The organism is Streptomyces sp. CA-249302, from assembly GCF_050936785.1.
In the GTDB taxonomy this organism is placed as follows: domain Bacteria; phylum Actinomycetota; class Actinomycetes; order Streptomycetales; family Streptomycetaceae; genus Streptomyces.
Window position 1 is genome coordinate 9712809 of sequence record NZ_JBNJMG010000001.1, and the last position, 21888, is coordinate 9734696.

23 protein-coding genes are annotated in these 21888 nt (G+C 71.3%); 17 read left to right on the plus strand and 6 right to left on the minus strand.

Annotated features, from left to right (window positions below; translation table 11 throughout):
- The first annotated feature begins 2 nt into the window (after window positions 1–2).
- From ACQEWB_RS43830 to ACQEWB_RS43845, 4 genes are read left to right on the plus strand one after another with little or no spacing between them, the layout of a single operon-like run.
- On the plus strand, window positions 3–824 hold the full coding sequence (locus ACQEWB_RS43830) for a fumarylacetoacetate hydrolase family protein (RefSeq protein ID WP_432841443.1): 822 nt from the start codon (window positions 3–5) through the stop codon (window positions 822–824).
- Entirely contained in the window at window positions 821–2041 is a 1221-nt protein-coding gene (locus ACQEWB_RS43835; RefSeq protein ID WP_432841445.1) for an amidohydrolase family protein, read from the plus strand. Before ACQEWB_RS43830 ends, ACQEWB_RS43835 begins: the two co-directional genes overlap by 4 nt.
- Entirely contained in the window at window positions 2038–3501 is a 1464-nt protein-coding gene (locus ACQEWB_RS43840) for a carboxylesterase/lipase family protein (RefSeq protein ID WP_432841447.1), read from the plus strand. The genes ACQEWB_RS43835 and ACQEWB_RS43840 overlap by 4 nt, the downstream gene beginning before the upstream one ends.
- A 28-nt stretch (window positions 3502–3529) precedes the next feature.
- Complete coding sequence (locus ACQEWB_RS43845) at window positions 3530–4024, plus strand: carboxymuconolactone decarboxylase family protein (RefSeq protein ID WP_432841449.1); 495 nt, start codon at window positions 3530–3532, stop codon at window positions 4022–4024.
- Here the strand turns inward: ACQEWB_RS43845 and ACQEWB_RS43850 are convergent.
- The gene (locus ACQEWB_RS43850; RefSeq protein ID WP_432841451.1) at window positions 4021–4983 is read right to left on the minus strand and encodes an alpha/beta fold hydrolase; all 963 of its coding nucleotides are present in this window, start codon (window positions 4981–4983) and stop codon (window positions 4021–4023) included. The genes ACQEWB_RS43845 and ACQEWB_RS43850 overlap by 4 nt on opposite strands.
- Before the next feature lie 131 nt (window positions 4984–5114).
- Between ACQEWB_RS43850 and ACQEWB_RS43855 the strand changes: the two genes are divergently transcribed.
- A complete protein-coding gene (locus ACQEWB_RS43855) occupies window positions 5115–5852 on the plus strand; it encodes a GntR family transcriptional regulator (protein ID WP_432841453.1) in 738 nt (245 codons plus the stop codon).
- Window positions 5853–5869: 17 nt separating this feature from the next.
- On the opposite strand, the gene ACQEWB_RS43860 is transcribed toward ACQEWB_RS43855, so the two are convergent.
- Window positions 5870–6643: an SDR family NAD(P)-dependent oxidoreductase gene (locus ACQEWB_RS43860; RefSeq protein ID WP_432841455.1), complete on the minus strand. Its 774-nt coding sequence runs from the start codon at window positions 6641–6643 to the stop codon at window positions 5870–5872.
- 199 nt (window positions 6644–6842) lie between these two features.
- On the opposite strand from ACQEWB_RS43860, the gene ACQEWB_RS43865 reads away from it, so the two are divergent.
- Window positions 6843–7670 carry an intradiol ring-cleavage dioxygenase gene (locus tag ACQEWB_RS43865; RefSeq protein WP_432841457.1) on the plus strand — a complete coding sequence of 276 codons (828 nt, stop codon included), beginning with the start codon at window positions 6843–6845 and terminating at the stop codon, window positions 7668–7670.
- A gap of 99 nt (window positions 7671–7769) precedes the next feature.
- Here ACQEWB_RS43865 and ACQEWB_RS43870 read toward each other — a convergent pair whose 3' ends face one another.
- Window positions 7770–9050, minus strand: coding sequence for a hypothetical protein (locus ACQEWB_RS43870; RefSeq protein WP_432841459.1), 1281 nt, complete (start codon window positions 9048–9050; stop codon window positions 7770–7772).
- Between the two features lie 261 nt (window positions 9051–9311).
- On the opposite strand from ACQEWB_RS43870, the gene ACQEWB_RS43875 reads away from it, so the two are divergent.
- From ACQEWB_RS43875 to ACQEWB_RS43915, 9 genes are all read left to right on the plus strand, one after another.
- Complete coding sequence (locus ACQEWB_RS43875; RefSeq protein ID WP_432841461.1) at window positions 9312–9425, plus strand: putative leader peptide; 114 nt, start codon at window positions 9312–9314, stop codon at window positions 9423–9425.
- A 124-nt stretch (window positions 9426–9549) separates the two neighbouring features.
- Window positions 9550–10446 carry a glutathione S-transferase C-terminal domain-containing protein gene (locus ACQEWB_RS43880; protein WP_432841463.1) on the plus strand — a complete coding sequence of 299 codons (897 nt, stop codon included), beginning with the start codon at window positions 9550–9552 and terminating at the stop codon, window positions 10444–10446.
- A 408-nt stretch (window positions 10447–10854) separates the two neighbouring features.
- Window positions 10855–11838: an amino acid ABC transporter permease gene (locus ACQEWB_RS43885; protein ID WP_432841465.1), complete on the plus strand. Its 984-nt coding sequence runs from the start codon at window positions 10855–10857 to the stop codon at window positions 11836–11838.
- On the plus strand, window positions 11835–12620 hold the full coding sequence (locus tag ACQEWB_RS43890) for an amino acid ABC transporter ATP-binding protein (protein ID WP_432841467.1): 786 nt from the start codon (window positions 11835–11837) through the stop codon (window positions 12618–12620). Before ACQEWB_RS43885 ends, ACQEWB_RS43890 begins: the two co-directional genes overlap by 4 nt.
- 57 nt (window positions 12621–12677) lie before the next feature.
- On the plus strand, window positions 12678–13700 hold the full coding sequence (locus ACQEWB_RS43895) for a transporter substrate-binding domain-containing protein (protein WP_432841469.1): 1023 nt from the start codon (window positions 12678–12680) through the stop codon (window positions 13698–13700).
- A gap of 68 nt (window positions 13701–13768) precedes the next feature.
- Window positions 13769–14494 carry a GNAT family N-acetyltransferase gene (locus ACQEWB_RS43900; protein ID WP_432841471.1) on the plus strand — a complete coding sequence of 242 codons (726 nt, stop codon included), beginning with the start codon at window positions 13769–13771 and terminating at the stop codon, window positions 14492–14494.
- Between the two features lie 80 nt (window positions 14495–14574).
- Entirely contained in the window at window positions 14575–14640 is a 66-nt protein-coding gene (locus tag ACQEWB_RS43905) for a putative leader peptide (protein ID WP_432844325.1), read from the plus strand.
- Window positions 14641–14716: 76 nt separating this feature from the next.
- Entirely contained in the window at window positions 14717–15934 is a 1218-nt protein-coding gene (locus tag ACQEWB_RS43910; RefSeq protein WP_432841473.1) for an LLM class flavin-dependent oxidoreductase, read from the plus strand.
- Window positions 15935–15957: 23 nt separating this feature from the next.
- Complete coding sequence (locus ACQEWB_RS43915) at window positions 15958–17331, plus strand: NtaA/DmoA family FMN-dependent monooxygenase (RefSeq protein WP_432841475.1); 1374 nt, start codon at window positions 15958–15960, stop codon at window positions 17329–17331.
- Between the two features lie 33 nt (window positions 17332–17364).
- On the opposite strand, the gene ACQEWB_RS43920 is transcribed toward ACQEWB_RS43915, so the two are convergent.
- Window positions 17365–17877, minus strand: coding sequence for a hypothetical protein (locus ACQEWB_RS43920; protein WP_432841477.1), 513 nt, complete (start codon window positions 17875–17877; stop codon window positions 17365–17367).
- 198 nt (window positions 17878–18075) lie between these two features.
- On the opposite strand from ACQEWB_RS43920, the gene ACQEWB_RS43925 reads away from it, so the two are divergent.
- Window positions 18076–19053, plus strand: a complete 978-nt coding sequence (locus ACQEWB_RS43925; protein ID WP_432841479.1) for a cytochrome c oxidase assembly protein — start codon at window positions 18076–18078, stop codon at window positions 19051–19053.
- 24 nt (window positions 19054–19077) lie between these two features.
- On the opposite strand, the gene ACQEWB_RS43930 is transcribed toward ACQEWB_RS43925, so the two are convergent.
- Window positions 19078–19449 carry a hypothetical protein gene (locus ACQEWB_RS43930; RefSeq protein WP_432841481.1) on the minus strand — a complete coding sequence of 124 codons (372 nt, stop codon included), beginning with the start codon at window positions 19447–19449 and terminating at the stop codon, window positions 19078–19080.
- Between the two features lie 66 nt (window positions 19450–19515).
- Here ACQEWB_RS43930 and ACQEWB_RS43935 point away from each other — a divergent pair, with 66 nt between their 5' ends.
- Window positions 19516–20478 carry a helix-turn-helix transcriptional regulator gene (locus ACQEWB_RS43935; RefSeq protein ID WP_432841483.1) on the plus strand — a complete coding sequence of 321 codons (963 nt, stop codon included), beginning with the start codon at window positions 19516–19518 and terminating at the stop codon, window positions 20476–20478.
- Between the two features lie 265 nt (window positions 20479–20743).
- Here the strand turns inward: ACQEWB_RS43935 and absR1 are convergent, their stop codons facing one another.
- Window positions 20744–21829 carry a beta-glucuronidase AbsR1 gene (gene absR1, locus ACQEWB_RS43940; protein WP_432841485.1) on the minus strand — a complete coding sequence of 362 codons (1086 nt, stop codon included), beginning with the start codon at window positions 21827–21829 and terminating at the stop codon, window positions 20744–20746.
- Between the last annotated feature and the right edge of the window lie 59 nt (window positions 21830–21888).

Consider the following 21888-nt stretch of genomic DNA (forward strand, 5'->3'; position numbering starts at 1 on the left):
GTATGCGCATCGCACAACTCGCTGGCCGCACGGTGCTGTTGACCCCGGAAGGCGGCGCGGTCGACGTGCCGGCCGACTGCGAGGGACGGGTCTTCGAACGGTGGGACGAACTGCTCGACTGGTCGCGGACGGCCACCGGCGGCCGCCCCTACGACGAGGCCGAACTCGAAGCCCCCGTCCCCGCACCCCGCCAGATCTTGGCCGTAGCCCTCAACTACCGCCCCCACACGGCAGAGGCGGGATACGAGGAACCCGAAGCACCCCTGGTCTTCACCAAGTTCCCGACCTGCCTGACCGGCCCGTACACCACCGTCGAGCTGCCGCCCGGGCACGTCGACTGGGAGCTGGAGCTGGTCGCGGTGATCGGCCGGGAGGCCCGCCGGGTGCCGGTGGAGAAGGGCTGGGACCCGGTCGTCGCCCTCACCGTCGGGCAGGACCTGTCCGAGCGGGTCGCCCAACTCGCGGGCCGCCCCGCCCAGTTCTCCCTCGCCAAGTCCCACCCCGGCTTCGGCCCGGTCGGCCCCGCCCTGGTCAGCCTCGACGAGGTCCCCGACCGCGACGACCTGGAGCTGACCTGCGAACTGAACGGCGAGATCGTCCAGTACGACCGCACCGCCAACATGATCTTCCCGATCCCGCAGCTCATCTCCTACCTGAGCGACTTCTGCACCCTGCTGCCCGGCGACCTCGTCTTCACCGGCACCCCGGCCGGCGTCGGCAACCGGCGCACCCCGCAACGGTTCCTGACTCCCGACGACCAACTGGTCAGCCGTATCGGGGGAGTCGGCGAGATGCGGCACCGCTTCCGGAGGAGGACGCCATGACCCGCACCCTGTTCACCGACGTCCAGATCTTCGACGGCACCGGACACGACCCCTTCCCGGCCCAGGTGTTGGTCGACGGCAACCGCATCACCGCCGTCGCCGCCCGCATCGACCGCGACCTGCGCACCGACGCCCGCGTGATCGACGGAGGCGGCGGCACCCTGCTCCCCGGGCTGGTCGACGCCCACGCCCACCTGGGCTTCGGTTCCACCGTCGAGCACGTCTCGCGCCGGCGCGACGAACCCGAGGAGGAGAAGGCGCTGCTCGTCGCGCACGCCGGACGCGTGCTGCTCGACCACGGCATCACCAGCGCCTACTCCGGCGGCAACCGGCTGCCCCGCACCGAGGTCGCCGCCCGCAAGGCCTTCGCCGAGGGCTGGATGCCCGGACCGCGCCTCAAGGCGGCCTCCTGGGAGGGCAGCGCGGGCATGGTCGAGCCCGGCGTCTACGACTTCCCGGGTGTCGACGGCCGCGCCTCCGACCCCGACTCGGTGTCCCGCTTCGTCACCGACATGGCCGAACTCGGCGTCGACATCGTGAAGTTGTCCCTCTCCGGCGAGAGCGCGGTCGTACAAGGCACGTCACGGATCGTGCAGTTCACGGACGACGAGGTAGCCGCCGCGGCCCACGCGGCCGACAAGCACGGCGTCTGGCTCACCGCGCACGCCCACGCGGCCGAGGCCATCAAGATGGCCGTACGGCACGGCGTCCGCGCCATCTACCACTGCACCTTCGCCGACGAGGAGGCCCTCGACCTCCTGGAGGCCGCCCGCGACCACGTCTTCGTCGCCCCGACCCCCGGCATCATCCACGCCAACCTGCACGAGGCCGGGAGTGAGCCGGAGCCCGGCATGGAGGTCGAGGCCACCGCCGAGGCCGTACGCGAAGTGGTGCCCGAACTCGTCCGGCGCGGCGTCCGGGTCGTCCCCGGCGGCGACTACGGCTTCGCCTGGAACCCCGTCGGCCGCAACCTCCGCGACCTCGAACTCTTCGTCGACTGGTTCGGCTTCACCCCGGCCGAGGCGCTGCGCGCGGCGACCCGGTACGGCGGTGAGGTGATGGGCATGGCGGACCAACTCGGCCTGGTCCGGCCGGGGTTCCTCGCCGACCTCGTCCTCGTCGACGGCGACCCGCTGGCGGAGATCGCCATCCTCCAGGACCCCGCACGACTGGCGGCGATCATGAAGGACGGCAAGCTGCACAAGGCCCGGGCGTGATCCGGGCCCGAACGGCCGCCGGCCGCCTGGTGGGGGAGCGGGACGGGGCGGTGGCCGTGTTCCGGGGCATCCCCTTCGCCGAGCCGCCCGTCGGCGAACTGCGCTGGCGGCCGCCCCGGCCCGCCGCCCGCTGGGACGGCGAGCGACGGGCGTACGACTTCGGACCCGCACCGCTCCAGCCGCAGCCGCCCCGCGACTCGATCATGTACCACACCAACTTCGCCGACCGGCGCGCGCTGGTGATGAGCGAGGACTGCCTCTACCTCAACGTCTGGACACCGGACCCGGGGCGCTCCGCCGGACTGCCCGTCATGGTCTGGGTCCACGGCGGCGGCAACCGTTACGGCCACGGCGGCCAGGAGATCCACGACGGCCGCGCTCTCGCCCGCCGAGGCCTGGTCGTCGTCACCCTCAACCACCGGCTCGGCGCCCTCGGCTTCCTCGCCCACCCCGGCCTGGCCGCCGAGGACGACCTGGGCGCGTCCGGCAACTACGGACTGCTCGACATCGTCGCCGCCCTCGGCTGGGTCCAGGAGAACATCGCGGCCTTCGGCGGCGACCCCGCCCGCGTCACCCTCGCCGGCAACTCCGCCGGAGCCGCCCACATCTGCCACCTCATGGCCGCACCGGCAGCCCGACCGCTCTTCCGCGCGGCCCTCGGCCAGAGCGCCTCGGGCATCGGCCGCGCCGAAGGCCCCCTCCCTGATCAGGCCGCCGCACAGAAGCAAGGGCTGCGCTGGGCCGGGGAGTTCGGCGACCGGGACATCGCCGGACTACGGCGGCTGGACGGCGTCGAGCTCGTCCTCCGCGGCCACTTCGGGCCCGTGGCCGACGGCCGGATACTGACCGAGCCCAGCGACGAGGTCTTCGCGGCCGGACGACAGCACGCCGTACCGCTGCTCGTCGGCACCAACACCGACGAGGGCTCGGTGTACGCCACCCTCGACGCCCTGCGCCGACTCCCGGTCGAACCCGGCACGGACGAGCTGTACCCCGTCCGGGACACCACCGAGGCCCGCCGCACCGCACGCCGCTTCACGGGCGAGAGCCGCTTCACCCACCCCGTCTGGCGATGGGCCACCGCCCACCAAGAACAGGCCCCGACCTGGCTGTACCGCTTCACCCGCACACCCCCACTCCCGGAACACATCGACCTCGCACCCCCGAAGGACGGACTACCGGGTTACGGCGTCCACCACACCGCCGAACTCCCCTACGCCCTCGACAACTTGGACTGCCGCCCCTGGCCCTGGGCCGAGGCCGACCGCGAACTCGCGCGGACCATGGCCGACACCTGGGCCCGCTTCGTCGCTTCCGCCGACCCGAACGGGGGCACACTGCCCCACTGGCCCGCCTTCACCGGCACCGAGGTCATGGTCTTCGGCGACCAGGTGGCGGCGGGGACCGTCGAACGCCCCGAGGCGATGGGCCTGCTGGCCCGCTGCCCCCGACCCCTGTGACTTCTTGCTGCTCCCGAGAGGACCCCACGTGGCACGACTCCCCGACGCCGACGGCACCGACGAGATCGCCCAGCGCATCCGCGCCCGGCGGGGCGGCACCCTGCACCCCCTCGACCGCATGCTGCTGCACAGCCCCGAGCTCGCCGACGGCTGGAACAGCCTCCTCGGTGCCATTAGGGGGCGGCTCCAACTGCCACCGGACATACGCGAGTTGGCCATTCTGCGGATCGCTGTGCTGAACAAGGCCCCGTACGAGTGGACGGCCCACGAACCCGACGCGAGGCGCGCCGGACTCGGCGACGCCGAACTGGCCGAACTCCACCAGGAGAAGCCGGAGTTCGACGACCGACGCCGACGGGTCATCGCCTACACCGATGCGATGACCCGCGACGTCCAGGTGCCGGACGGGCTGTTCGACGCCCTCCGCGAGGACTTCACCGACGCCGAACTCGTCGAGCTGACGGCGACCGTGGCGGCGTACAACATGGTGTCCCGCTTTCTGGTCGCGCTCGACGTCCTCTAGGGACGGCGCCCGCCGTGCTGTCGGAGGAAGCCGATCAGGAGGCGGTTCCAGGCGGCGGGCTGCTCCCAGTGCGGGTTGTGGCCCGCCTCCCGCACCACGTGCGTCCGCACGTCCGGCACGTGTTGCGCGTTGAGGCGCATGACGGACGGCGGGCTGTACAAGTCCGCGTCCCCGGTGATGAGTTGGACGGGGATCGCCAGCGTTTCGAGGGCCGACCAGGTGATGGTGTGGGCGAGGGACTGGGCGAAGGCGTCCGAGGTCCGGGCGCGGGCGTTGATCTCCAGCCAGGCCGCCACGCCGTCCCGGTCGCCGCCGCGGTATGAGGGACCCAACTCCTTGAAGTCGACCGGGAGTTCACCGAAGGGGTCGGGCTGGAGCGCTGCGGTCAGCTCCTGGTACTCCGTGTCCATGACGCCCATGACACTGCCGGAGACGGTGAGACCGCGCAGGCGGTCGGGGTGCGAGAGCGCGTAGTCGATCGCCACCGGGCCGCCCGCCGCCGAGCCGGAGAGATGGAAGCGGTCCAGGCCCAGGTGGTCGGCGAGGGTGTCGAGGTCGCCGGACGCGGTGTCGGCCTCCGCCTTGGTGCCCGCCACCGACCTGTAGGCACCGCGCCGCGAGTATGCGACGACCCGGAAGCCGGCGGCGGCCAGCACCGGCTGCTGGTAGGGCCAGCTCTCGCCGCTGCCCGAGCCCGGATGAAGCAGGACCACGGCCTCCCCGTCGCCGCCGGTGTCCCAGGCCCACAGGCTCCCGCCGCCGGAGACGGGCACCTGGTACTCGGTCACCGGCACCTGGCCGGGGACCGGAACGGGCTCCCACGGGGCCTCGGTGGACGAGCCCTCGGCGGTCGAGGCCCGGGCGCTCGTGCCGCTCACGCCGGTCGCCATGAGCGCCGCGAGGGCGCCGCCGACGACGGTGCGTCTGCCGACGGCCGGGACGGTCTGGTCCTGGTGCATGTGTCCTCCATGAGAATTTGGTGTGCTGTCGACAGCAAGGGGGAGTGCACGATGTTCGCCTGCCGCGTACTGCGCTAGTGTCGACACCGTTGCGTCGGCTGTGAGCCAGGACCAGTCAGGAGAAGTGCCCCATGACCGATCAGGACACGCATCTCGTACTGGAGCGCCTGCTGCGGCTGCGGGACCGGCGCGAGCCGCTGGTCGCGCAGATCGCCGAATGGGTGGGCGCCGGCATCATCGAGGGGCGGCTCGAGCCGGGGCAGGACCTCAACAGCGTTGATCTGTCACGCCGGTTCGACACCAGCCGTACGCCCGTGCGCGAGGCGCTGATGCTGCTCGAACAGGAGGGCCTGGTCGAGATGAAGGCTCGCCGCCGGCCCCGCGTGGCCGCGCCTTCCCTCCAGGACATCCGGGACATCTACCAGGTGCGCAAGCAGCTCCTGGCGATGCTCGCGGGCCTGCTGGTGGAGCGGGCGGGCGAAGCGGAGCTGACCGAGCTGCGCACCCGGGTCGAGCGGATGCGGAAACTGGCCGACGACGATGACGTGGACGCGTACTTCTGGAGCCATGTGCTGCTCCAGGAGCGGATGACCGAGATCGTCGGCAACGCCACCCTGAAGCAGATCCTCGACTCCCTCGCCCTGCGCACCCTGATGCTGCGGCACCTGAGCCTGACCCGCGCCGGTCGGCTCGCCTACAGCATCGACGACCAGGAGCGGCTGCTCCAGGCCGTGGAGGAGCGCGACGGTGAGCTGGCCTCCGCGCTGATCGCGGGTGCGACGGTGCGGGCGCAGCGCGCGGTGGAGGAGCAACTGGAGCAGGACACGGAGGGCCGCAAACCCGCGCGCCGGCGCCGGATCGCCTCGTAACACGCGCTGCGGACAGGTCACTTGGCCAGGACTCCGCCGTCGACCGGGAAGTTGCCGCCGGTCACCCACGCCGACTCGTCCGAGGCCAGATAGACCGCGCACCAGGCGATGTCCTCCGGGGTGCCGACGCGGCCCAACGGGATACGCGCCAGGAGGGCTTGCTGCGCCGCGCCTTCGTGGGCGCCCGCCGATTCGGTCGCGGGCGTGCGCACCATGCCGGGCGAGATGGTGTTGGCCCGGATTCCCGACGGCCCGCCCTCCACGGCGAGTTGGCGGGTCAGGCCGAGCACGGCCGACTTGCCCGCGCAGTGCGCGACCATGCCGAAGGTCCCGCTGCCCCGGAAGGCGTTCACCGAGGCGAAGTTGACGATCGAGCCGCCCCCGGAGGCCGCCAGGTGCGGCCACGCGGCCTGCACGGGCAGGAAGACCACGTCGACCTCGCCGCGCATGGTCGGCGTCCACTGGCCGGCGAAGTCCATCTCCGCGGCCGTCGCCATGTGCGGGGCGATCGCACCCGCGGTGACCAGCACGTCGACGCGGCCGTGCCGCTCGAACGCCCCGTCCGTGAAACGCCGGGCGTCGGCCGGGACGGTCATGTCGAGCGGCGCGAGCACCTCCACCGAAAGCCCCCTGTCGGCGGCCGCCTTGCGGGTGCGCTCGGCCGCCGCCGGGTCGATGTCGCAGCCGACGACGGTCGCGCCCTGCTCGGCGAAGAGCAGCGCGCACCTCTGGCCGATCCCGGCGCCCGCGCCGGTGACGAGTGCGACCTTCCCGGAAAGCCTGCCGGTCACGTGGACCCCCTTCTCGAGCCAGCCGTACGAGACCGCGGCGCGGCTCGCCCTACCTTCCTAGTGTCGGCACTATGGCCCGGTCAAGAGGCGTGGAGATGTGAATGAGGGCTATCCTGTCGACAGTTGGCAGGCAACGCTTATTGAAATGACAGTCCGGTGCCATGCCCCTCACAGGGGTCGTTCCTACGTTCTCGCGACCATGACAAACAACCTTCCTGCAGAGCGGCAGGACGAAGCGAAGGACAGGGTCAACGGCACGGTGAACCGTCGTCGTGTCATCGCCGCGGGCGGCGCGGTGGCGGCGGTCGCCGGCCTGGGCCTCGCGGCCACGGCGACGGCGGCACCGGAGACGAAGGCGGTCGAGAGTCGGAGCCGTACCTCGGTGTCCGGCTCCTCGATCACGAGCAGCAGCGTGTGCACCCTCACCGCCGAGGTCACCGAAGGCCCCTACTCCCTCGAAGGTGCCCTCGTCCGCGAGGACATCCGCGAGGACAAGGAAGGCGTGGAGGTCCAGTTCACCTTCACCGTCGTCGACCAGGACAACGACTGCGCACCCCTCGCCGACGCGCTCGTGGAGCTGTGGCATTGCGACGCGCTCGGTGAGTACTCGGGCTTCGTCGGCGGCAACGGCCACACCGAGGAGGACGACGGCACGTTCCTGAGGGGTGGTCAGATGACCGACTCCAACGGCCAGGTGAGCCTCGTCTCGATCTGGCCGGGGCACTACACCGGCCGCTGCGTGCACATCCACATGAGGGTCCACACGGACGTCACGCTCACCGACGACTCGTACACCGGCGGCGAGATCATCCACACCGGGCAGCTCTTCTTCGACCCGGACATCAACGCCGAGGTCCAGGTCCTCTCGCCGTACTCCGACAACACCACCCAGGAGACCCAACTCGACGACGACGGCATCTACGACGGTGGCGGCGCCTCCTCCGGCCTGCTCACCCTGACCGCGCTCGGCTCCAGCGTCTCCGACGGATACACGGCGACGCTGACCGTGGGGGTCAGCACCGGCTGACGTAGGACGGGCCGGCCGGGGAGTCCGCCTCCCCGGCCGGCCTGCTCGCCGTCGCTGTCGTACAACTGCGGCCTGCCGGTGGGCCGTACGGCCGTGGCCCTATCGGCGGGCCGCGCGGCGGCGGCGCGTGACCAGGACCGCTCCCGTGCCGAGGCCGAGGGCCGCGACGGCCGCGCCCGCGATCGGCAGGGTCGAGCCGGAACCGGTGCTCGCCAGGTCGCCGTCGGCGGTGGCGACCGTGCTGCCGGAGGCTGAGGAGCCGCCGGTCGTGGAGCCGCCCGTCGTGGAGGTGCCGCCCGTGGTGCCGCTGGTGGACGAGCCGCCGGTGCTTCCGCCGGAGGTCGAGGAGCCGTCACCGCCGGTCGAGCCACTGCCGCCCGTCGATCCGCCGCCGGTGACGTCGAGGGTGATGTCGGCCGTGTCGTTCGCCTTGTCGGTGTCGAACGGCCGCGGCAGGCCGGCGAGCGCGACGGAGCCCTTGGCGCCCGAAACCGCCTTGTCGATCCGCAACTTGAAGGTGTACGTCTCCCCGCCGCCCTCGTTCTCCCAGGCCTGGCTGGTGCCGCAGGAGTAGCTGCCCGTGGCCACCTTGTGGCAGAAGTCGTGGGCCTTGGTCACCGTCGTGCCGGCGGGCATCCTGATGTCCACCTTGGTCACCGGAACGTCCCCGTCCCGCAGCACCCAGGCGGGCCCCGCGTTGGTGAACTTCACGGTGAACGGGACCGTGTCCCCGACGGCGCCCTTCAGGTCCGCGCCCGTCACCTGGAAGTCGGCGGTGTTGTCCGCGGTCACCTTCACGTCGGCCGCGTCCCAGTCGGGGTGGTAGTCGTCGCGGGGCTGGGCCGGGGTGGCGTCGGGCTGCTCAACGAGCTTGACCTCGGGGCCGGTTCCACGCACCGGCCCGCTCGCGTTCTCGTCGGGGGAGGGCTCGCTGGTCTCCACCGTCACGCGCAGCCGATCGTACAGCGCACTGTCCAGGGCCTTGAGCGTCAGCGCCTTCTCGGGCGCGTAGACGGCACCGGGCTTCACGGTCTGGTCGAACTCGCAGATCGCCTGGGACTTGCTCGGTGCCTCGTCGTACGAAGGGACCTCGTAGCGAAGGCAGTTGGCGGGCAGCTCGGTGTGGCTCAGCCCGCGCGTGACGGAGTACGTGAGCCAGACCTTGTCCGCCGCCGCGGTGCCCGTATTGGTGAAGGTGACGGGCACCTGGAAGTCGCTGCCCGGCTTGACGCCGTCGATCGCGGGGATCTTGCCCAGGGTCACCTCGGCCGTGGAGTCGTCGGCGACGGCCGGCGCGGCACCCAGCGCCAGCAAGGCGACGGCGCCGAGGGCGCCGGCGGTCTGTCGGAGCGGACGGAGGCCGGGGGAGCTCTGGGGCATGGGGGGTCCTCTGAGGTGAAGCGTCGGCGTCGGGCGTACCAACTACGGGGGAACGGGAGTTCCGCAACAACAGACAGCCTCTGACCGCGAATGGTTGCACGGGGAACGATGTGACTGCTGTGGTCCGAGAAGCCGGGCGTCCAGGCGTGGGTCCATCCAGGTGTCCAGCCGTGTGTCCGCGATGCGGGACGGCCCTCTTGACGTCGTCCCCGGCGCGATCGACACTCCCAGAGAGGAATCCTAGTGAATAGGTAGGGAAACATGAGGCGCCTTGAGCTGCCGGTCACCGTCGCAGTGAGCCGTTCGCCTCTTCTGACCTCCCGCCGCCACATCGATCTGCAACGCGTCTGCAGCGCGATCGACCTCCAGGGCTGAGCCACGCCCATCCCACGCCGACGGACGCCCCGTCCGGGCCGGCGTGTCAAGGTGAGCCCTGTTCCCAGGGGTCCTGTCGTCGCAACCGCCGCGCGTACGTCCGCGCCCGCTCCCGGGGAGAGTCATGACCGTCACACCACTGGCCGCCCACGCCTCCGACCGGCCCGCGCCCGCCTTCCGGGGCCGGATCGGCCGGGACGCGCGCAGCGGCCACTACGCCGTGCCGGGCCGCTACCGGCTCCATCTGTCGACCGCGTGTCCCGACGGCCTGCGCATCGCCGTCACCCACTGCCTGCTCGGCCTGGGCACCGTCTGTCCGGCGACCGTCCTGCCCGCCGTCCCCGACTGTCCCGAGGGCGGCTACTGGGCCCTTCGTCCGCTGTACGAGGCCACCGCCCACCGGTACACCGGGGCGGCCGTCGGGCCGGTGCTGAGCGACGGCTGGTCCGGGCGGATCGTCAGCACGCACGCGCCGGACATCATGCGGGACCTGGCCCGGCGGTTCGGGAGCGACCGGCTGTCGCTGTATCCGTGCGGGGCGGAGTCGGAGATCGAGGCCGTGGAGCGGATGTGCGCGGAGGGGATCGAGGAGGCGGCGCAGCGGGCCGGGTCGGCCGGTGGCGATCCAGTGGTATGTGACATAGCACTGGGCACACTGCTGGAAACCCTCGGCGCCCTCGACCGCTGGCTGGACGGCCGCACCTACATGATCCGCGACGAAGTCACCGCCGCCGACGTCGAGTTGTGGGTCGCCCTGGTCCAGCTGGACACCGTGCACCGCAACCACCTCGACGCCGCCGCGGTGCAGCGCATCGCCGACCATCCCGCCCTGTGGGCCTACGCCCGCCGGCTGGCCGCGCACCCGGCCTTCGGCGGCAGCCTCGACCTCGACGGCATCGAGCGCCGCCACCACGCCCGCTGCCAGGGCCTGGAGGCCGCCGGAGCGGCTGTCCAGATCCTGGACTGGGCCACCCATGCGGCGGATGGAAATGGCGCTCGATCGCAGGTCGAAGGAGTCTGAGTCCGTCCACCAAGTGGACGACCATTGACATTGGTTCGGCCGAATGGCTTGATGACGTTTCGGTAAGTGCGAGGGCCCCAGCGGCCGGAAGAGCACGGTGACGGACATGTACGCAGCTTCCAGGACGGCCACGCGCCGCTCCCCGGGCTGCGTACAGCCGTACGCGAAGGTGCTCGTCGCGGACCGGAGCGTGGATCTGCTCCGGGTGAGCAGTGCACTGTGTACCGCACCGGGCCGTGCCCGCTGTCGGGGCTGACGACTTCTCCCAGCCCCCGCGTTCCTGACGAACACCGCGCCCGCGGTGTGCCGTTGTCCGCCCAGCTCCCGGTGCCCGTGCGTCGCGTCCCGCACTCGTAGTGCGCCGACTTCGCCGTGTCCGGGGGTGAACCGACTCCGCCGGAGCCCTCCATGAGCGAACCTTCAGGCGCCGCCGTGTCCCTGACCGAGGCGCCGCCACCCACTGGCACACCGTCAAAGCCCTTGGCAGCACAGCGCGTTCTGCCGTTGCGGCGGCCCGGGCGGTGGATCGCCACCGCCGTCGTCCTGGTCCTGGCGGCCCAGTTCGTGCACGGCCTGGCGACCAACCCCTTCTACCAGTGGGACCGCTTCGGCTACTGGTTCCTGCGCCCGTCCATCCTCGACGGACTGCTCATCACCCTCGAAGTCACCGCCTACAGCGCGGTGTTGGGCCTCCTCGGCGGCATCCTGCTCGCCCTGGCCCGGCTCTCGAAGAGCCCGGTGCTGCGCGCGGTCAGCTGGACCTACGTGTGGGCGTTGCGCTCCATACCGCTCATCGTGGTCCTGCTCTTCCTCTACAACTTCTCCGCCCTGTACAAGACGTTGAGCATCGGCGTCCCCTTCGGACCGGCCTTCTTCTCCTTCGACGAGTCGAAGCTCGCCACCGACATGGCCATCGCCGTCATCGGCCTCAGCCTCAACGAGGCGGCCTACGCGGCCGAGGTGGTCCGCGGCGGCATCCTCTCCGTCGACCAGGGCCAGCACGAGGCGGCCGCCGCGCTCGGACTGCCCAAGGGCTACCAGTTCAGGAAGATCGTCTTCCCGCAGGCCCTGCGGTCGATCACCCCGAACTACGTCAACCAGCTGATCGGCCTGATCAAGAGCAGCTCGCTGGTCTTCTACGTGTCGCTGCTCGACCTGTTCGGCGTCGCCCAGTCCATGGGCGCCACCTACCCCGGCGACGTCGTCCCGCTGCTGCTGGTCGTGACCGTCTGGTACCTGATCCTGACCAGCGTCGTCTCCGTCGTCCAGTTCTACGTCGAGCGGTACTACGCCCGGGGCGCCACCCGCTCCCTGCCGCCGACCCCGCTCCAGAAGCTGCGGGCCGGCCTCGCCGACCTGCGCGACCGCGTCCGCCGGGAGGCCGCCGTATGACCGCCACCGCGCTCGGTACCGCGGCCGCCACCGTCGAAGTGCACGACGTGCACAAGTGGTACGGCACCCACCGCGTCCTCAACGGCGTCGACCTGACCGTCCGCCCCGGCGAGGTCACCGTGATCCTCGGCCCCTCGGGCTCCGGGAAGTCCACCCTGCTGCGGGTCGTCAACCATCTGGAGAAGCCCGAGATCGGCCACGTCAGCCTCAACGGCGAACTGATCGGCGTACGGCGGCAGGGGGAGCGGCTCAAGGAGCTGAGCGAACGGGCCATCCTGGCGCAGCGCAGCCGGATCGGGTTCGTCTTCCAGAACTTCAACCTCTTCCCGCACCTGACCGTCCTCGACAACGTGGCCGCCGCCCCGGTCGCCACCGGGAAGCTCGGCAGGCACGAGGCCCTGGAGCTGGCCCGCGAACTCCTCGGCCGGGTCGGTCTCGCCGACAAGGCCGGTGCGTATCCACGGCAGTTGTCCGGCGGCCAGCAGCAGCGCGTCGCCATCGCCCGGGCCCTCGCCCTGCGCCCCGGCGTCATCCTCTTCGACGAGCCGACCTCCGCCCTCGACCCCGAACTCGTCGGCGAAGTCCTCTCCGTCATCAAGGACTTGGCGACCAGTGGCACCACCCTCGTCATCGTCACCCATGAGATCGGCTTCGCCCGCGAGATCGCCGACCGGGTCGTCTTCATCGACGACGGCCGCATCGTCGAACAGGGCCCGCCCTCCCAGGTGCTCGACAGGCCGCGGCACGAACGGACCAGGGACTTCCTCGGCAAAGTCCTCTGAGCCACCGTCAACCTTCTTTTCCCGCACCACCGTTCCTCTCAACTCCTAAGGACAGCCATGCTCACCCACATCTCCCGACGCAGCCTGATACGCGGCATCACCGCGGCGACCACCGTCGCCACCCTCGCCACCGGGCTCGCCGCCTGCGGTGGGGACAGCGACGCCGCGACCAGGACCTCCGACACCACCGGTGCGGTCACCGTGGGTCTCGTGTCCAACGGCGCCGCCAAGGAGGCCACCCTCAAGGTCTCCGAGGTCAAGTCCATCAGCGCCGCACTGCCGGCCGCGATCAGAAAGAGCGGCAAGCTGGTGATCGGCTCCGGCACCCTGCCCTCCGGCTCCCCGCCGCTCGGATACGTGGGCAGCGACCAGAAGACGCTCACCGGCTCCGAGGTCGACCTGGCCCGCCTGGTCGCCGCCGTGTTCGGCCTGAAGCCCGAGGTCAAGCGGTTCACCTGGGAGAACCTCTTCGTCGGCATCGACAGCGGCAAGGTGAACGTCGGCTTCTCGAACATCACCGACACCGAGGAGCGCAAGCAGAAGTACGAGTTCGCCTCCTACCGCAAGGACGACCTCGCCTTCGAGACCCTCAAGACCTCGAAGTTCGCCTTCGACGGCGACTACGAGGCCCTCGCGGGCAAGACCGTCTCGGTCGGCGCCGGCACCAACCAGGAGCGCATCCTGCTGGAGTGGAAGAGCAAGCTGGAGAAGGAGGGCAAGAAGCTCACCGTCAAGTACTTCCAGGACAGCCCCAGCATCTACCTGGCCCTCAACAGCGGCAAGATCGACGCGTACCTGGGCCCCAGCCCCAACCTCGCGTACCACGTCACCCAGACCGCGAGCACGCCCAGCCCGACGAAGCTCTCGGGCCAGTTCTCCGGCGCGGGAGCCACCCTCCAGGGCCTGATCGCCGCGACCGCCAAGAAGGACAGCGGCCTTGCCAAGCCCCTGTCCGAGGCGATCAACTACCTGATCGAGCACGGCCAGTACGCCCAGTGGCTCAAGGCCTGGAACCTCTCCAGCGACGCGGTCACCAAGTCGGAGATCAACCCGCCCGGCCTGCCGCTCGACAACTCCTGACCCGCCCCCACGCGCCGGGACTCCGCCGCCGCCCCGCGGCGGAGTCCCACCCCGGAGACCGTCACACGATGTCCATCGTCAGCATCGACGCCACGTCCGCCCACATCCTCGACAACCCCGCCTGGGCCGCGCTCACCGGCCCGCACGCCCACTTCGCCCAACGCGTCGGCCGTGCCGCCCGCTACCCCGTCGACGTGGCCCCTTTCCACGCCGTCGCCGACCTCGACGACCCGTGCGCCTGGGCCGACCTGGCGGCACTCGTCGGCCCCGGTGGCACCGCCTCCGTGCGCGGTGTGACCGAGCCGCCGCCCGGCTGGGAGCTCGTCCGCACCGGCCGCGGCGTCCAACTCGTCGACACCGGCCTGCGCGCCGAGCCCGACCCCGAAGCCGTACGCCTCGACCCCGAGGACGTGCCCGAGATCCTCGACCTGGTCGCCCGCACCGAGCCCGGCCCCTACCTGCCCCGCACCGTCGAGATGGGCACCTACCTCGGCATCCGCCACCACGGCCGGCTCGTCGCCCTGGCCGGCGAGCGCCTCCGTCCGCCCGGCTGGACCGAGATCAGCGCCGTCTGCACCGACCCCGACCACCGCGGCCGGGGCCTGGCCACCCGCCTGGTCCGCGCGGTCGCGGCCGGCATCAGGGAACGCGGCGAGCACCCCTTCCTGCACGCCGCCGCCACCAACGCGAACGCGATCCGCCTCTACGAGTCCATCGGCTTCACCCTCCGCCGCCGTACTGTCTTCGCGCTCGTACGGTGGACCGGTGCCGCCGTCCTGGAAGAAACGGCATAGCCGTGCCGTTGTCCCTGTCGAAGGCGACTCATCGAGCAGCGGTGGAGGTGCGGGACGTGACACGTGCCCTCGGCCGCCGCGTGCGCCTCCACTCCCGGCCCCATATCGACCTTCTGCGCGTGGCCGGCGCGCTCTGTTGTTCCTGACCCGTTTCTCACCCGCCGTACGCCCCTCTCAGCGGGCCGGCGTGATCTCGTACGGACCTCCAGGAAAGGCACCCTCGTGTCCTCGACCCCCGCTTCCCATCTGCACCTTGCCGTCGCCCTGGACGGCACCGGCTGGCACCCCGCCTCCTGGCGTGAGCAAGTGGCCCGTCCCCGGGACCTGTTCACCGCCGGATACTGGGCCGACCAGGTCGCCGAGGCCGAGCGCGGCCTGCTCGACTTCGTCACCTTCGAGGACGGACTCGGCCTCCAGTCCTCGTACTACGGCCAGTCGGACGGCCGTACCGACCAAGTCCGCGGCCGCCTGGACGCCGTACTGATCGCGTCCCGCATCGCACCGCTCACCCGGCACATCGGCCTGGTGCCGACCGTGATCGCCACCCACACGGAGCCCTTCCACATCTCCAAGGCGATCGCCACCCTCGACTACGTCAGCACCGGCCGCGCCGGTCTGCGCGTGCAGATCAGCGCCCGCCCGCACGAGGCCGAGCACTTCGGGCGCCGTACCTTCCCGCCGATCGACCTGGCGGAACTCCAGAGCCCCGCCGGACAGGAGCGGCTCGCCGAGCACTTCGACGAGGCCGCCGACTACGTCGAGGTCGTGCGCCGGCTCTGGGACAGCTGGGAGGACGACGCGGAGATCCGGGACGTCGCCACCGGCCGTTTCGTCGACCGCGACAAGCTGCACTACATCGACTTCGAGGGCAGGCGGTTCAGCGTCAAGGGGCCGTCCATCACCCCGCGTCCGCCGCAGGGCCAGCCGCTCGTCACCTCCCTCGGCCACCAGACGGTCCCGTACCGGCTGATCGCCCGCCAGACCGACGTCGGCTACGTCACCCCGCACGACGCCGACCAGGCCCGCGCGATCGTCGCCGAGATCCGCGCCGAGCAGGAGGCGGCCGGACGCGCCGGTGAACTCCTGCATGTGTTCGGCGACTTGGTGGTCTTCCTCGACGACGACCAGGCCGCGGCGGAGGACCGACGTGCCCGTCTGGACGCCCTCGCGGGGGAGCCGTACACCAGCGACGCCCGGATCTTCGCCGGTACGCCCGTCCAACTCGCCGATCTGCTCCAGGAGTTGGCGGCGGAGGGGCTGAGCGGATTCCGGCTGCGGCCCGCCGTCGCCGGGCACGACCTGCCGGCCGTCTCCCGGGGCCTGGTCCCCGAACTCCAGCGCCGCGGCGCCTTCCGCACCGCCTACGAAGCCGACACCCTGCGCGGCCTGCTGGGCCTGCCCCGCCCCGCCAACCGCTACGCAGCCGCCGCGACCGCCTGAAGCCGGAAGGACACCGCACCGACATGAGCAAGCCGCTGAAGCAGATCCACCTGGCCGCGCACTTCCCGGGCGTCAACAACACCACCGTGTGGAGCGACCCGGAGGCCGGCAGCCACATCGAGTTCAGCTCCTTCGCGCACTTCGCGCGGACCGCCGAACGCGCCAAGTTCGACTTCCTGTTCCTCGCCGAGGGGCTCCGGCTGCGCGAACAGGGCGGCAAGATCTACGACTTGGACGTCGTCGGCCGCCCCGACACCTTCACGATCCTCGCCGCGCTCGCCGCCGTCACCGAGCACCTGGGCCTGACCGGCACCATCAACTCCACCTTCAACGAGCCCTACGAGGTGGCCCGCCAGTTCGCCAGCCTCGACCACCTCTCCGGCGGCCGCTCCGCCTGGAACGTCGTCACCTCCTGGGACGCCTTCACCGGCGAGAACTTCCGCCGCGGCGGCTTCCTCCCGCAGGACGAGCGCTACTCCCGCGCCAAGGAGTTCCTCGCCACCACGCACGAACTCTTCGACTCCTGGCACGGCGACGAGATCGTGGCCGACCAGGCGACGGGTGTCTTCCTGACTGACGCGAAGGCGGGCGCCTTCGTCCACCAGGGCCAACACTTCGACATCCAGGGCCAGTTCAACGTCCCGCGCTCCCCGCAGGGCCGCCCGGTGATCTTCCAGGCCGGCGACTCCGAGGAGGGCCGCGAGTTCGCCGCCGCGGGCGCCGACGCCATCTTCAGCCGGTACGCGGCCCTGGCGGAGGGTCAGGCGTTCTACACGGACGTCAAGAACCGCCTCGCCAAGTACGGCCGTCGGCACGACCAGTTGTTGATCCTGCCCGCCGCGAGCTTCGCACTCGGCGACACCGACGCGGAGGCCGAGGAACTCGCCCGCGAGGTGCGCCGCCGGCAGGTCAGCGGCGCGACCGCCATCAAGCACCTGGAGTTCGTCTGGAACCGGGACCTCTCCTCGTACGACCCCGAGGGCCCGCTGCCCGACGTCGACCCGGACGTGAGCGAGAACCACATCTCCAAGGGGCGTGCCCAAGTCCGCATGTACCGCGACCCGTTGGCCACCGCCCGCGAGTGGCGCGAGCTCGCCGCCGCCAACAACTGGTCCATCCGCGACCTGGTCATCAACACCGGCAACCGCCAGACCTTCGTCGGCTCCCCGCAGACCGTCGCGAAGACCATCAACGAGTACGTCCAGGCCGACGCCGGCGACGGGTTCATCCTCGTCCCGCACATCACCCCCGGCGGCCTCGACGTCTTCGCCGACAAGGTCGTCCCGCTCCTCCAGGAGCAGGGTGTCTTCCGCACCGACTACGAAGGCCCGACCCTCCGCGACCACCTGGGCCTGGCCCACCCGGACGAGGTGTCCGAGGAGCGGGTGGCGTCGTGAGGTTCCGCGCGGCCGGCCCGGTGACGCCGACCGTCAGCAGCCTGAGCCGGCCGGGACGAACCTCACGCGCGCGTGCTCGTCCGCTGCGAGGACCTCGTCGTAGGTCTGGCGGGTGACCCGATACCAGACGTCGTCCTGCGACTTGACCCCGTTGACGTCGTCGAGGCTCACGCACCACCGCTCCGGGCGGACGACCCGCCGGTACCGCTCCGTGCCCTGCCGGACCTTCTTGCAGCTCCGGTAGTGCTCGGTGGTGTACCAGACGCGGGTCGTCCTGCGGCTGCCGGTGCCGGAGCTGGTCGTGTGCCTGACCCGCTTGGTGGCGGGGGTGCACTTGCGCACCAGGTGCGCCCGGGTGTCGGAGACGGTCTTCCGGGCGAGGTGGCGGACGGAGTCCCGGAGTCCGGAGACGGTCTCCGGGCTCGGCCGGGCTTCCTCGGCGGTGGTGCTGCCGTGCGCCGCGGAGTCGTCCCCTCCGCCACCGCATGCGCCGAGTCCGGCCATGAGGACCGCCGTCACCCCGGCGACCAGCAACCGACGTGCCATGAACATGTCTCCCCCTGAGGTCGGCCGACAGCGTAGCCGACGTCTGGCCGAAAACGATCACCCGATCGGTCTTGGTAAGGGTTCGGCATGAGATCGGTGTGACCGGGCGCGAAGGCCGGGCCCGGCGCCGTCCGCCCGGTCACCTGCGGCGTAGAGTGCCTGGCCGGGTCCGGTCCGGTGCGGTGGAAGGAGTGCGTGATGTCGAGTCCGCCGGAGTTCACGGTGGAGCGACTGTTCTCCTCCTGGCAGCCCGACGTGCCCGCGTTGCTGCTGGTCGCCCTCCTCGGCGGCCTGTACGGCTGGGGCGTGGTGCGGCTGCGGCGCAGAGGCGAACACTGGCCGGTACCGCGCAGCGCCGCCTTCGCCGTGCTCGGCCTCGGTGCGATCGTCGTGGCCACCATGTCCGCGCTCGCCGTCTACGATCACGTCCTGTTCTGGCCGGCCGCGGTCCAGAACATCCTCCTCGACCTGATCGCACCGCTCGGCCTGGCCCTCGGCGACCCACTGCGCCTGGCCGCCCGCGCCCTGCCCGAACGTTCCGCCGCGCGCGTGCAGCGGGCGATGACCGGTCGCCTGGTCCGCCTCCTCACCTTCCCTCTGGTCAGCACGGCCCTGGTGCTGACGACCGAGCTGACGGTCTACTTCACGCCGTACTTCGGTACCGCCCTGCGGGTGGGCTGGCTGCACGAGCTGATGTATCTCCACCTGCTGCTCGCGGGCAGTCTGTTCGTGGTGCCGGTGCTCACCCGCGAGGAGACGCTGCCGCGCTGGTGCACCCACCCGGTCCGGGCGGCGCTGGTGTTCCTCGACGGCATCATCGACGCCGTACCCGGCATCGTCGTCATGACCCACGGCACCCTGATCGCCGGCGCCTGGTACCTGCACCACCACCCGTCCTGGTCGACCGACGTCCAGCACGACCAGCAGCTCGGCGGTGGCGCGATGGTCGGCATCGCGGAGCTGGTGGCGCTGCCCTTCCTGCTCGCGATCCTGGTCCAGTGGGCCCGCACGGAACGCAAGGAGACGGTCGCCCTGGACCGCCGACTGGCCACGGAACTGGTCCCCGCGGCGCCCGCGGACGGCTCCGGACAGTCGCCGGATCTCGTACGCCCGTGGTGGGAGACCGAGAACAGCGAGGTCGCGCAGCGCATCAGACAGCAGCACCCGACGCGCTGAAGACGCACGCCCCAGCGCCCCTCTTCACTCCTCCCAGTCGAGCTGATGCTCGGGCGTGCCCGCCGCCCGCCCGTACGCCTGCGCCGCCGCCCGCCCGGCCGCGTCCCCACGCCGGTACCGAAACACCTTCCCGGCGAATACGACCACCCGTTCCTCCCCGGCGACGAAGTCGGCGTACCAGCCGTCGGCCGGCTCCAGCACATCGGCGAGCGCCTGGGCCAGCCCGTCGACATCGTCCCCGTCGGCCTCCCACTCGACGAGCGTCCAGTACGACGGCTGGGCACCGGCGGCGCTCCCCGAGACGTCGACGCGCCCGACCTTGAGCAGCCGCAGGCCCGCCGGCCGGAACTCGGCGCCGGAGCGCAGGCTTTCACCGATGACGTATCCCTTGATCATGCGCAGACCCTAGGGGCCCGTGCCTGACATCCTGTGTCAGTCATACGGTGAGGAAGTGATCGCCCGATGCGAGCGGACCGGCTGCTGTCCTTGCTCCTGCGCCTCCAGTCCCGTGGGCAGTTGACGGCACGTCAACTCGCCGACGAGCTTGAGGTGTCGGTCCGTACCGTCTACCGGGACCTGGAGGCGCTGGGCGCGGCCGGGGTGCCGGTCGTGACGAGCGGCGGCCCCGGTGGCGGTTGCCGCCTGCTGGAGGGCTGGCGCAGTCCGCTGCTCGGCATCAGCGCGGAGGAGGCGACGGCCCTCCTCGCGGTGTCGGCGGGCGGCCCGCTGGCACGGATCGCGCTGGGCGACGCCCTCTCCCAGGCCCGCCTGAAACTACTGGCGTCACTTCCGCCGTCCGGCCGCGACCGCACCAACGCGGCGGCCGCCCGCTTCCACATCGACTCGCAGGCCTGGTTCAAGCCTCCCGAACCGGTGCCGTGTCTCGCGGAGTTGGTCGACGCCGTACGCCAGGACAACCGCCTGCGCCTCACACACCGGCGCCGGGACGGCCGTACCACCACGAGGTCCGTGGACCCACTCGGCCTCGTGGCGAAGGCGGGCATCTGGTACCTCGTGGCCCGGACGGACTCCGGCATCCGCGCCCACCGCGCGTCCCGCATCAGCCAAGCCGAGCTGCTCCCCGGCGAGTTCACCCGCCCCACCGACTTCGATCTCGGGGCGTTCTGGGCCACCTGGACAACGGAGTTCGAGACCGGCCTGGACCAACTCGCGGTCACGGTACGGCTGTCACCGGACGGCTTGGCCGCGCTTCCCGAAGTCCTGGGCGACACCACCTCGGCCGCCCACGCAACCGCAGACCCGGAGTTCGGCGACTGGCACCGCCTGACCCTTCACTTCGACTCGCCTCGGGCGGCCTGCCGTCGCCTGCTGGGCTTCGGACCGGACCTCGAGGTGCTCGAACCGGCCGAGGTACGGGCGGAGTTGGCGGAGACGGCCCGCCGCACGGCGGAGCGTTACGGCTGACGGCCGGTTGGTGGTCAGCCGCCCCCGGTGTACGGCGCGAGGGCCGCGAAACCGCCGGTGAGGAGGACGAGCGCGAGCAGTGGCACCCGCAGGCGCCGAAGGATCCTTCGCATGAGTGGCCTCCCGGCGTCCGGAAACCGTTGTCCCCGAGGGGAGCACGCCGTGGGTCGGGAACACATCTCCCTCCCCCGAAGGTGATGTGTTCCCGACCTTCCCCCGGCGCCGGACTGTGGTCCAGCCGACCGCGTGGGGCGGTCCTGTGCCGTCACCAGCACATGACCGCTGTTTCCCCCGGACCCCACGCGGAGTAGAGACGTACCCGGACGTAGTAGCGGCGGCCCTTGACCAGCCGGGCCTTCATCGTGGCGTTGTGCGGTTGCCCCCCGTCGTCCCGGCCGGCGAGGTAGCGGGGCTCCCCGTTCCGCTCCTCGAAGACCACCAGGACGGTGTCGCTCGCGCCGAAGGTCCCGATGGTGTACTCGCGGGTCTCCGGCGGGTCGATCACGAAGTCGGCCTGCTCGCCCGGCCCGAGACCCAGCGGCACGGACCGGAACGGGACCAGACCCGGAGGCTGCGAGGCGTCGGCCGGCGGGTACCAGCGGAGCACGAACTCCTTGTCGGCCGGTGACAGCGTGCCCGGCGGGTTCAGGCCGCCGCGGAACTGCTCCGGCTCCAGGATGAGTTCGCCCGGGAACGCGTACTCCATGATCGACTGCGGGTCCCAGACGGAGCCGTTCACCTCGTCCGGGTCCAGCTTGCGCAGGATGTTGAAGAACGTCCGGTCCCGGCTCCAGAAGTTCGGCGGGCCCGCCAGATCCGCGTACACGGCCTCGTCGTCCCAGTGGATGCCCGCGAACGGGCTCTGGTGCTCGTGCAGCATGCCGAGCGCGTGGCCGATCTCGTGCAGGGCCGTCCCGCGCTCCCCGGGCGCGGTCAGGTCCCAGCCGAAGTTCATCGTGCGCTCGTTCTGCCCGGCCCGGAGCGCGTCCCGCCCCACCGCCGACCAGGAGCCGTCGCCGAGCTGGAAGCCGATCCGCAGGTCGGCCTCCGAGCCGTCGCCGACCTCGACGAACGTGACACCGATGCCGAGGTCCTGCCACTCCCGGAAGCCCTCGCGGACCACGTCGCGCTGCTCCTTGGCGCCGACCCACGACACCCGCCGCACCGACCCCGTCCCCGGTACGGGGATGACCGACGCGTCGGTGTCGCCGTCGAAGAAGTGGTAGTGCAGCACCGTGCCGTTGACCCACATCCGGTTTCCCGAGATGAGCGCACTGAGCCGGTCGGCGGTCAGCCCCGGTGTGAAAGCGGGGGCCGACTGCTGCGCGAGGCTGCAGTAGCGTCCGGTCATGCGAACAGACTGCCGTGAGCGGGGTCACAGGCGCCTGAGTCGGGGTCTACTCAAGTCAC

Bases quoted from the DNA above. Each gene is read 5' to 3' on its own strand.
- ACQEWB_RS43830 (WP_432841443.1), top strand. From the start codon at position 3: ATGCGCATCGCACAACTCGCTGGCCGCACGGTGCTGTTGACCCCGGAA.
- ACQEWB_RS43880 (WP_432841463.1), top strand. From the start codon at position 9,550: ATGACCGTCACACCACTGGCCGCCCACGCCTCCGACCGGCCCGCGCCC.
- ACQEWB_RS43900 (WP_432841471.1), top strand. From the start codon at position 13,769: ATGTCCATCGTCAGCATCGACGCCACGTCCGCCCACATCCTCGACAAC.
- ACQEWB_RS43925 (WP_432841479.1), top strand. From the start codon at position 18,076: ATGTCGAGTCCGCCGGAGTTCACGGTGGAGCGACTGTTCTCCTCCTGG.
- ACQEWB_RS43865 (WP_432841457.1), top strand. From the start codon at position 6,843: ATGACAAACAACCTTCCTGCAGAGCGGCAGGACGAAGCGAAGGACAGG.
- ACQEWB_RS43930 (WP_432841481.1), bottom strand. From the start codon at position 19,449: ATGATCAAGGGATACGTCATCGGTGAAAGCCTGCGCTCCGGCGCCGAG.
- ACQEWB_RS43920 (WP_432841477.1), bottom strand. From the start codon at position 17,877: ATGGCACGTCGGTTGCTGGTCGCCGGGGTGACGGCGGTCCTCATGGCC.
- ACQEWB_RS43895 (WP_432841469.1), top strand. From the start codon at position 12,678: ATGCTCACCCACATCTCCCGACGCAGCCTGATACGCGGCATCACCGCG.
- ACQEWB_RS43875 (WP_432841461.1), top strand. From the start codon at position 9,312: ATGAGGCGCCTTGAGCTGCCGGTCACCGTCGCAGTGAGCCGTTCGCCT.
- absR1 (WP_432841485.1), bottom strand. From the start codon at position 21,829: ATGACCGGACGCTACTGCAGCCTCGCGCAGCAGTCGGCCCCCGCTTTC.
- ACQEWB_RS43835 (WP_432841445.1), top strand. From the start codon at position 821: ATGACCCGCACCCTGTTCACCGACGTCCAGATCTTCGACGGCACCGGA.
- ACQEWB_RS43890 (WP_432841467.1), top strand. From the start codon at position 11,835: ATGACCGCCACCGCGCTCGGTACCGCGGCCGCCACCGTCGAAGTGCAC.
- ACQEWB_RS43915 (WP_432841475.1), top strand. From the start codon at position 15,958: ATGAGCAAGCCGCTGAAGCAGATCCACCTGGCCGCGCACTTCCCGGGC.
- ACQEWB_RS43870 (WP_432841459.1), bottom strand. From the start codon at position 9,050: ATGCCCCAGAGCTCCCCCGGCCTCCGTCCGCTCCGACAGACCGCCGGC.
- ACQEWB_RS43850 (WP_432841451.1), bottom strand. From the start codon at position 4,983: ATGCACCAGGACCAGACCGTCCCGGCCGTCGGCAGACGCACCGTCGTC.
- ACQEWB_RS43885 (WP_432841465.1), top strand. From the start codon at position 10,855: ATGAGCGAACCTTCAGGCGCCGCCGTGTCCCTGACCGAGGCGCCGCCA.
- ACQEWB_RS43935 (WP_432841483.1), top strand. From the start codon at position 19,516: ATGCGAGCGGACCGGCTGCTGTCCTTGCTCCTGCGCCTCCAGTCCCGT.
- ACQEWB_RS43855 (WP_432841453.1), top strand. From the start codon at position 5,115: ATGACCGATCAGGACACGCATCTCGTACTGGAGCGCCTGCTGCGGCTG.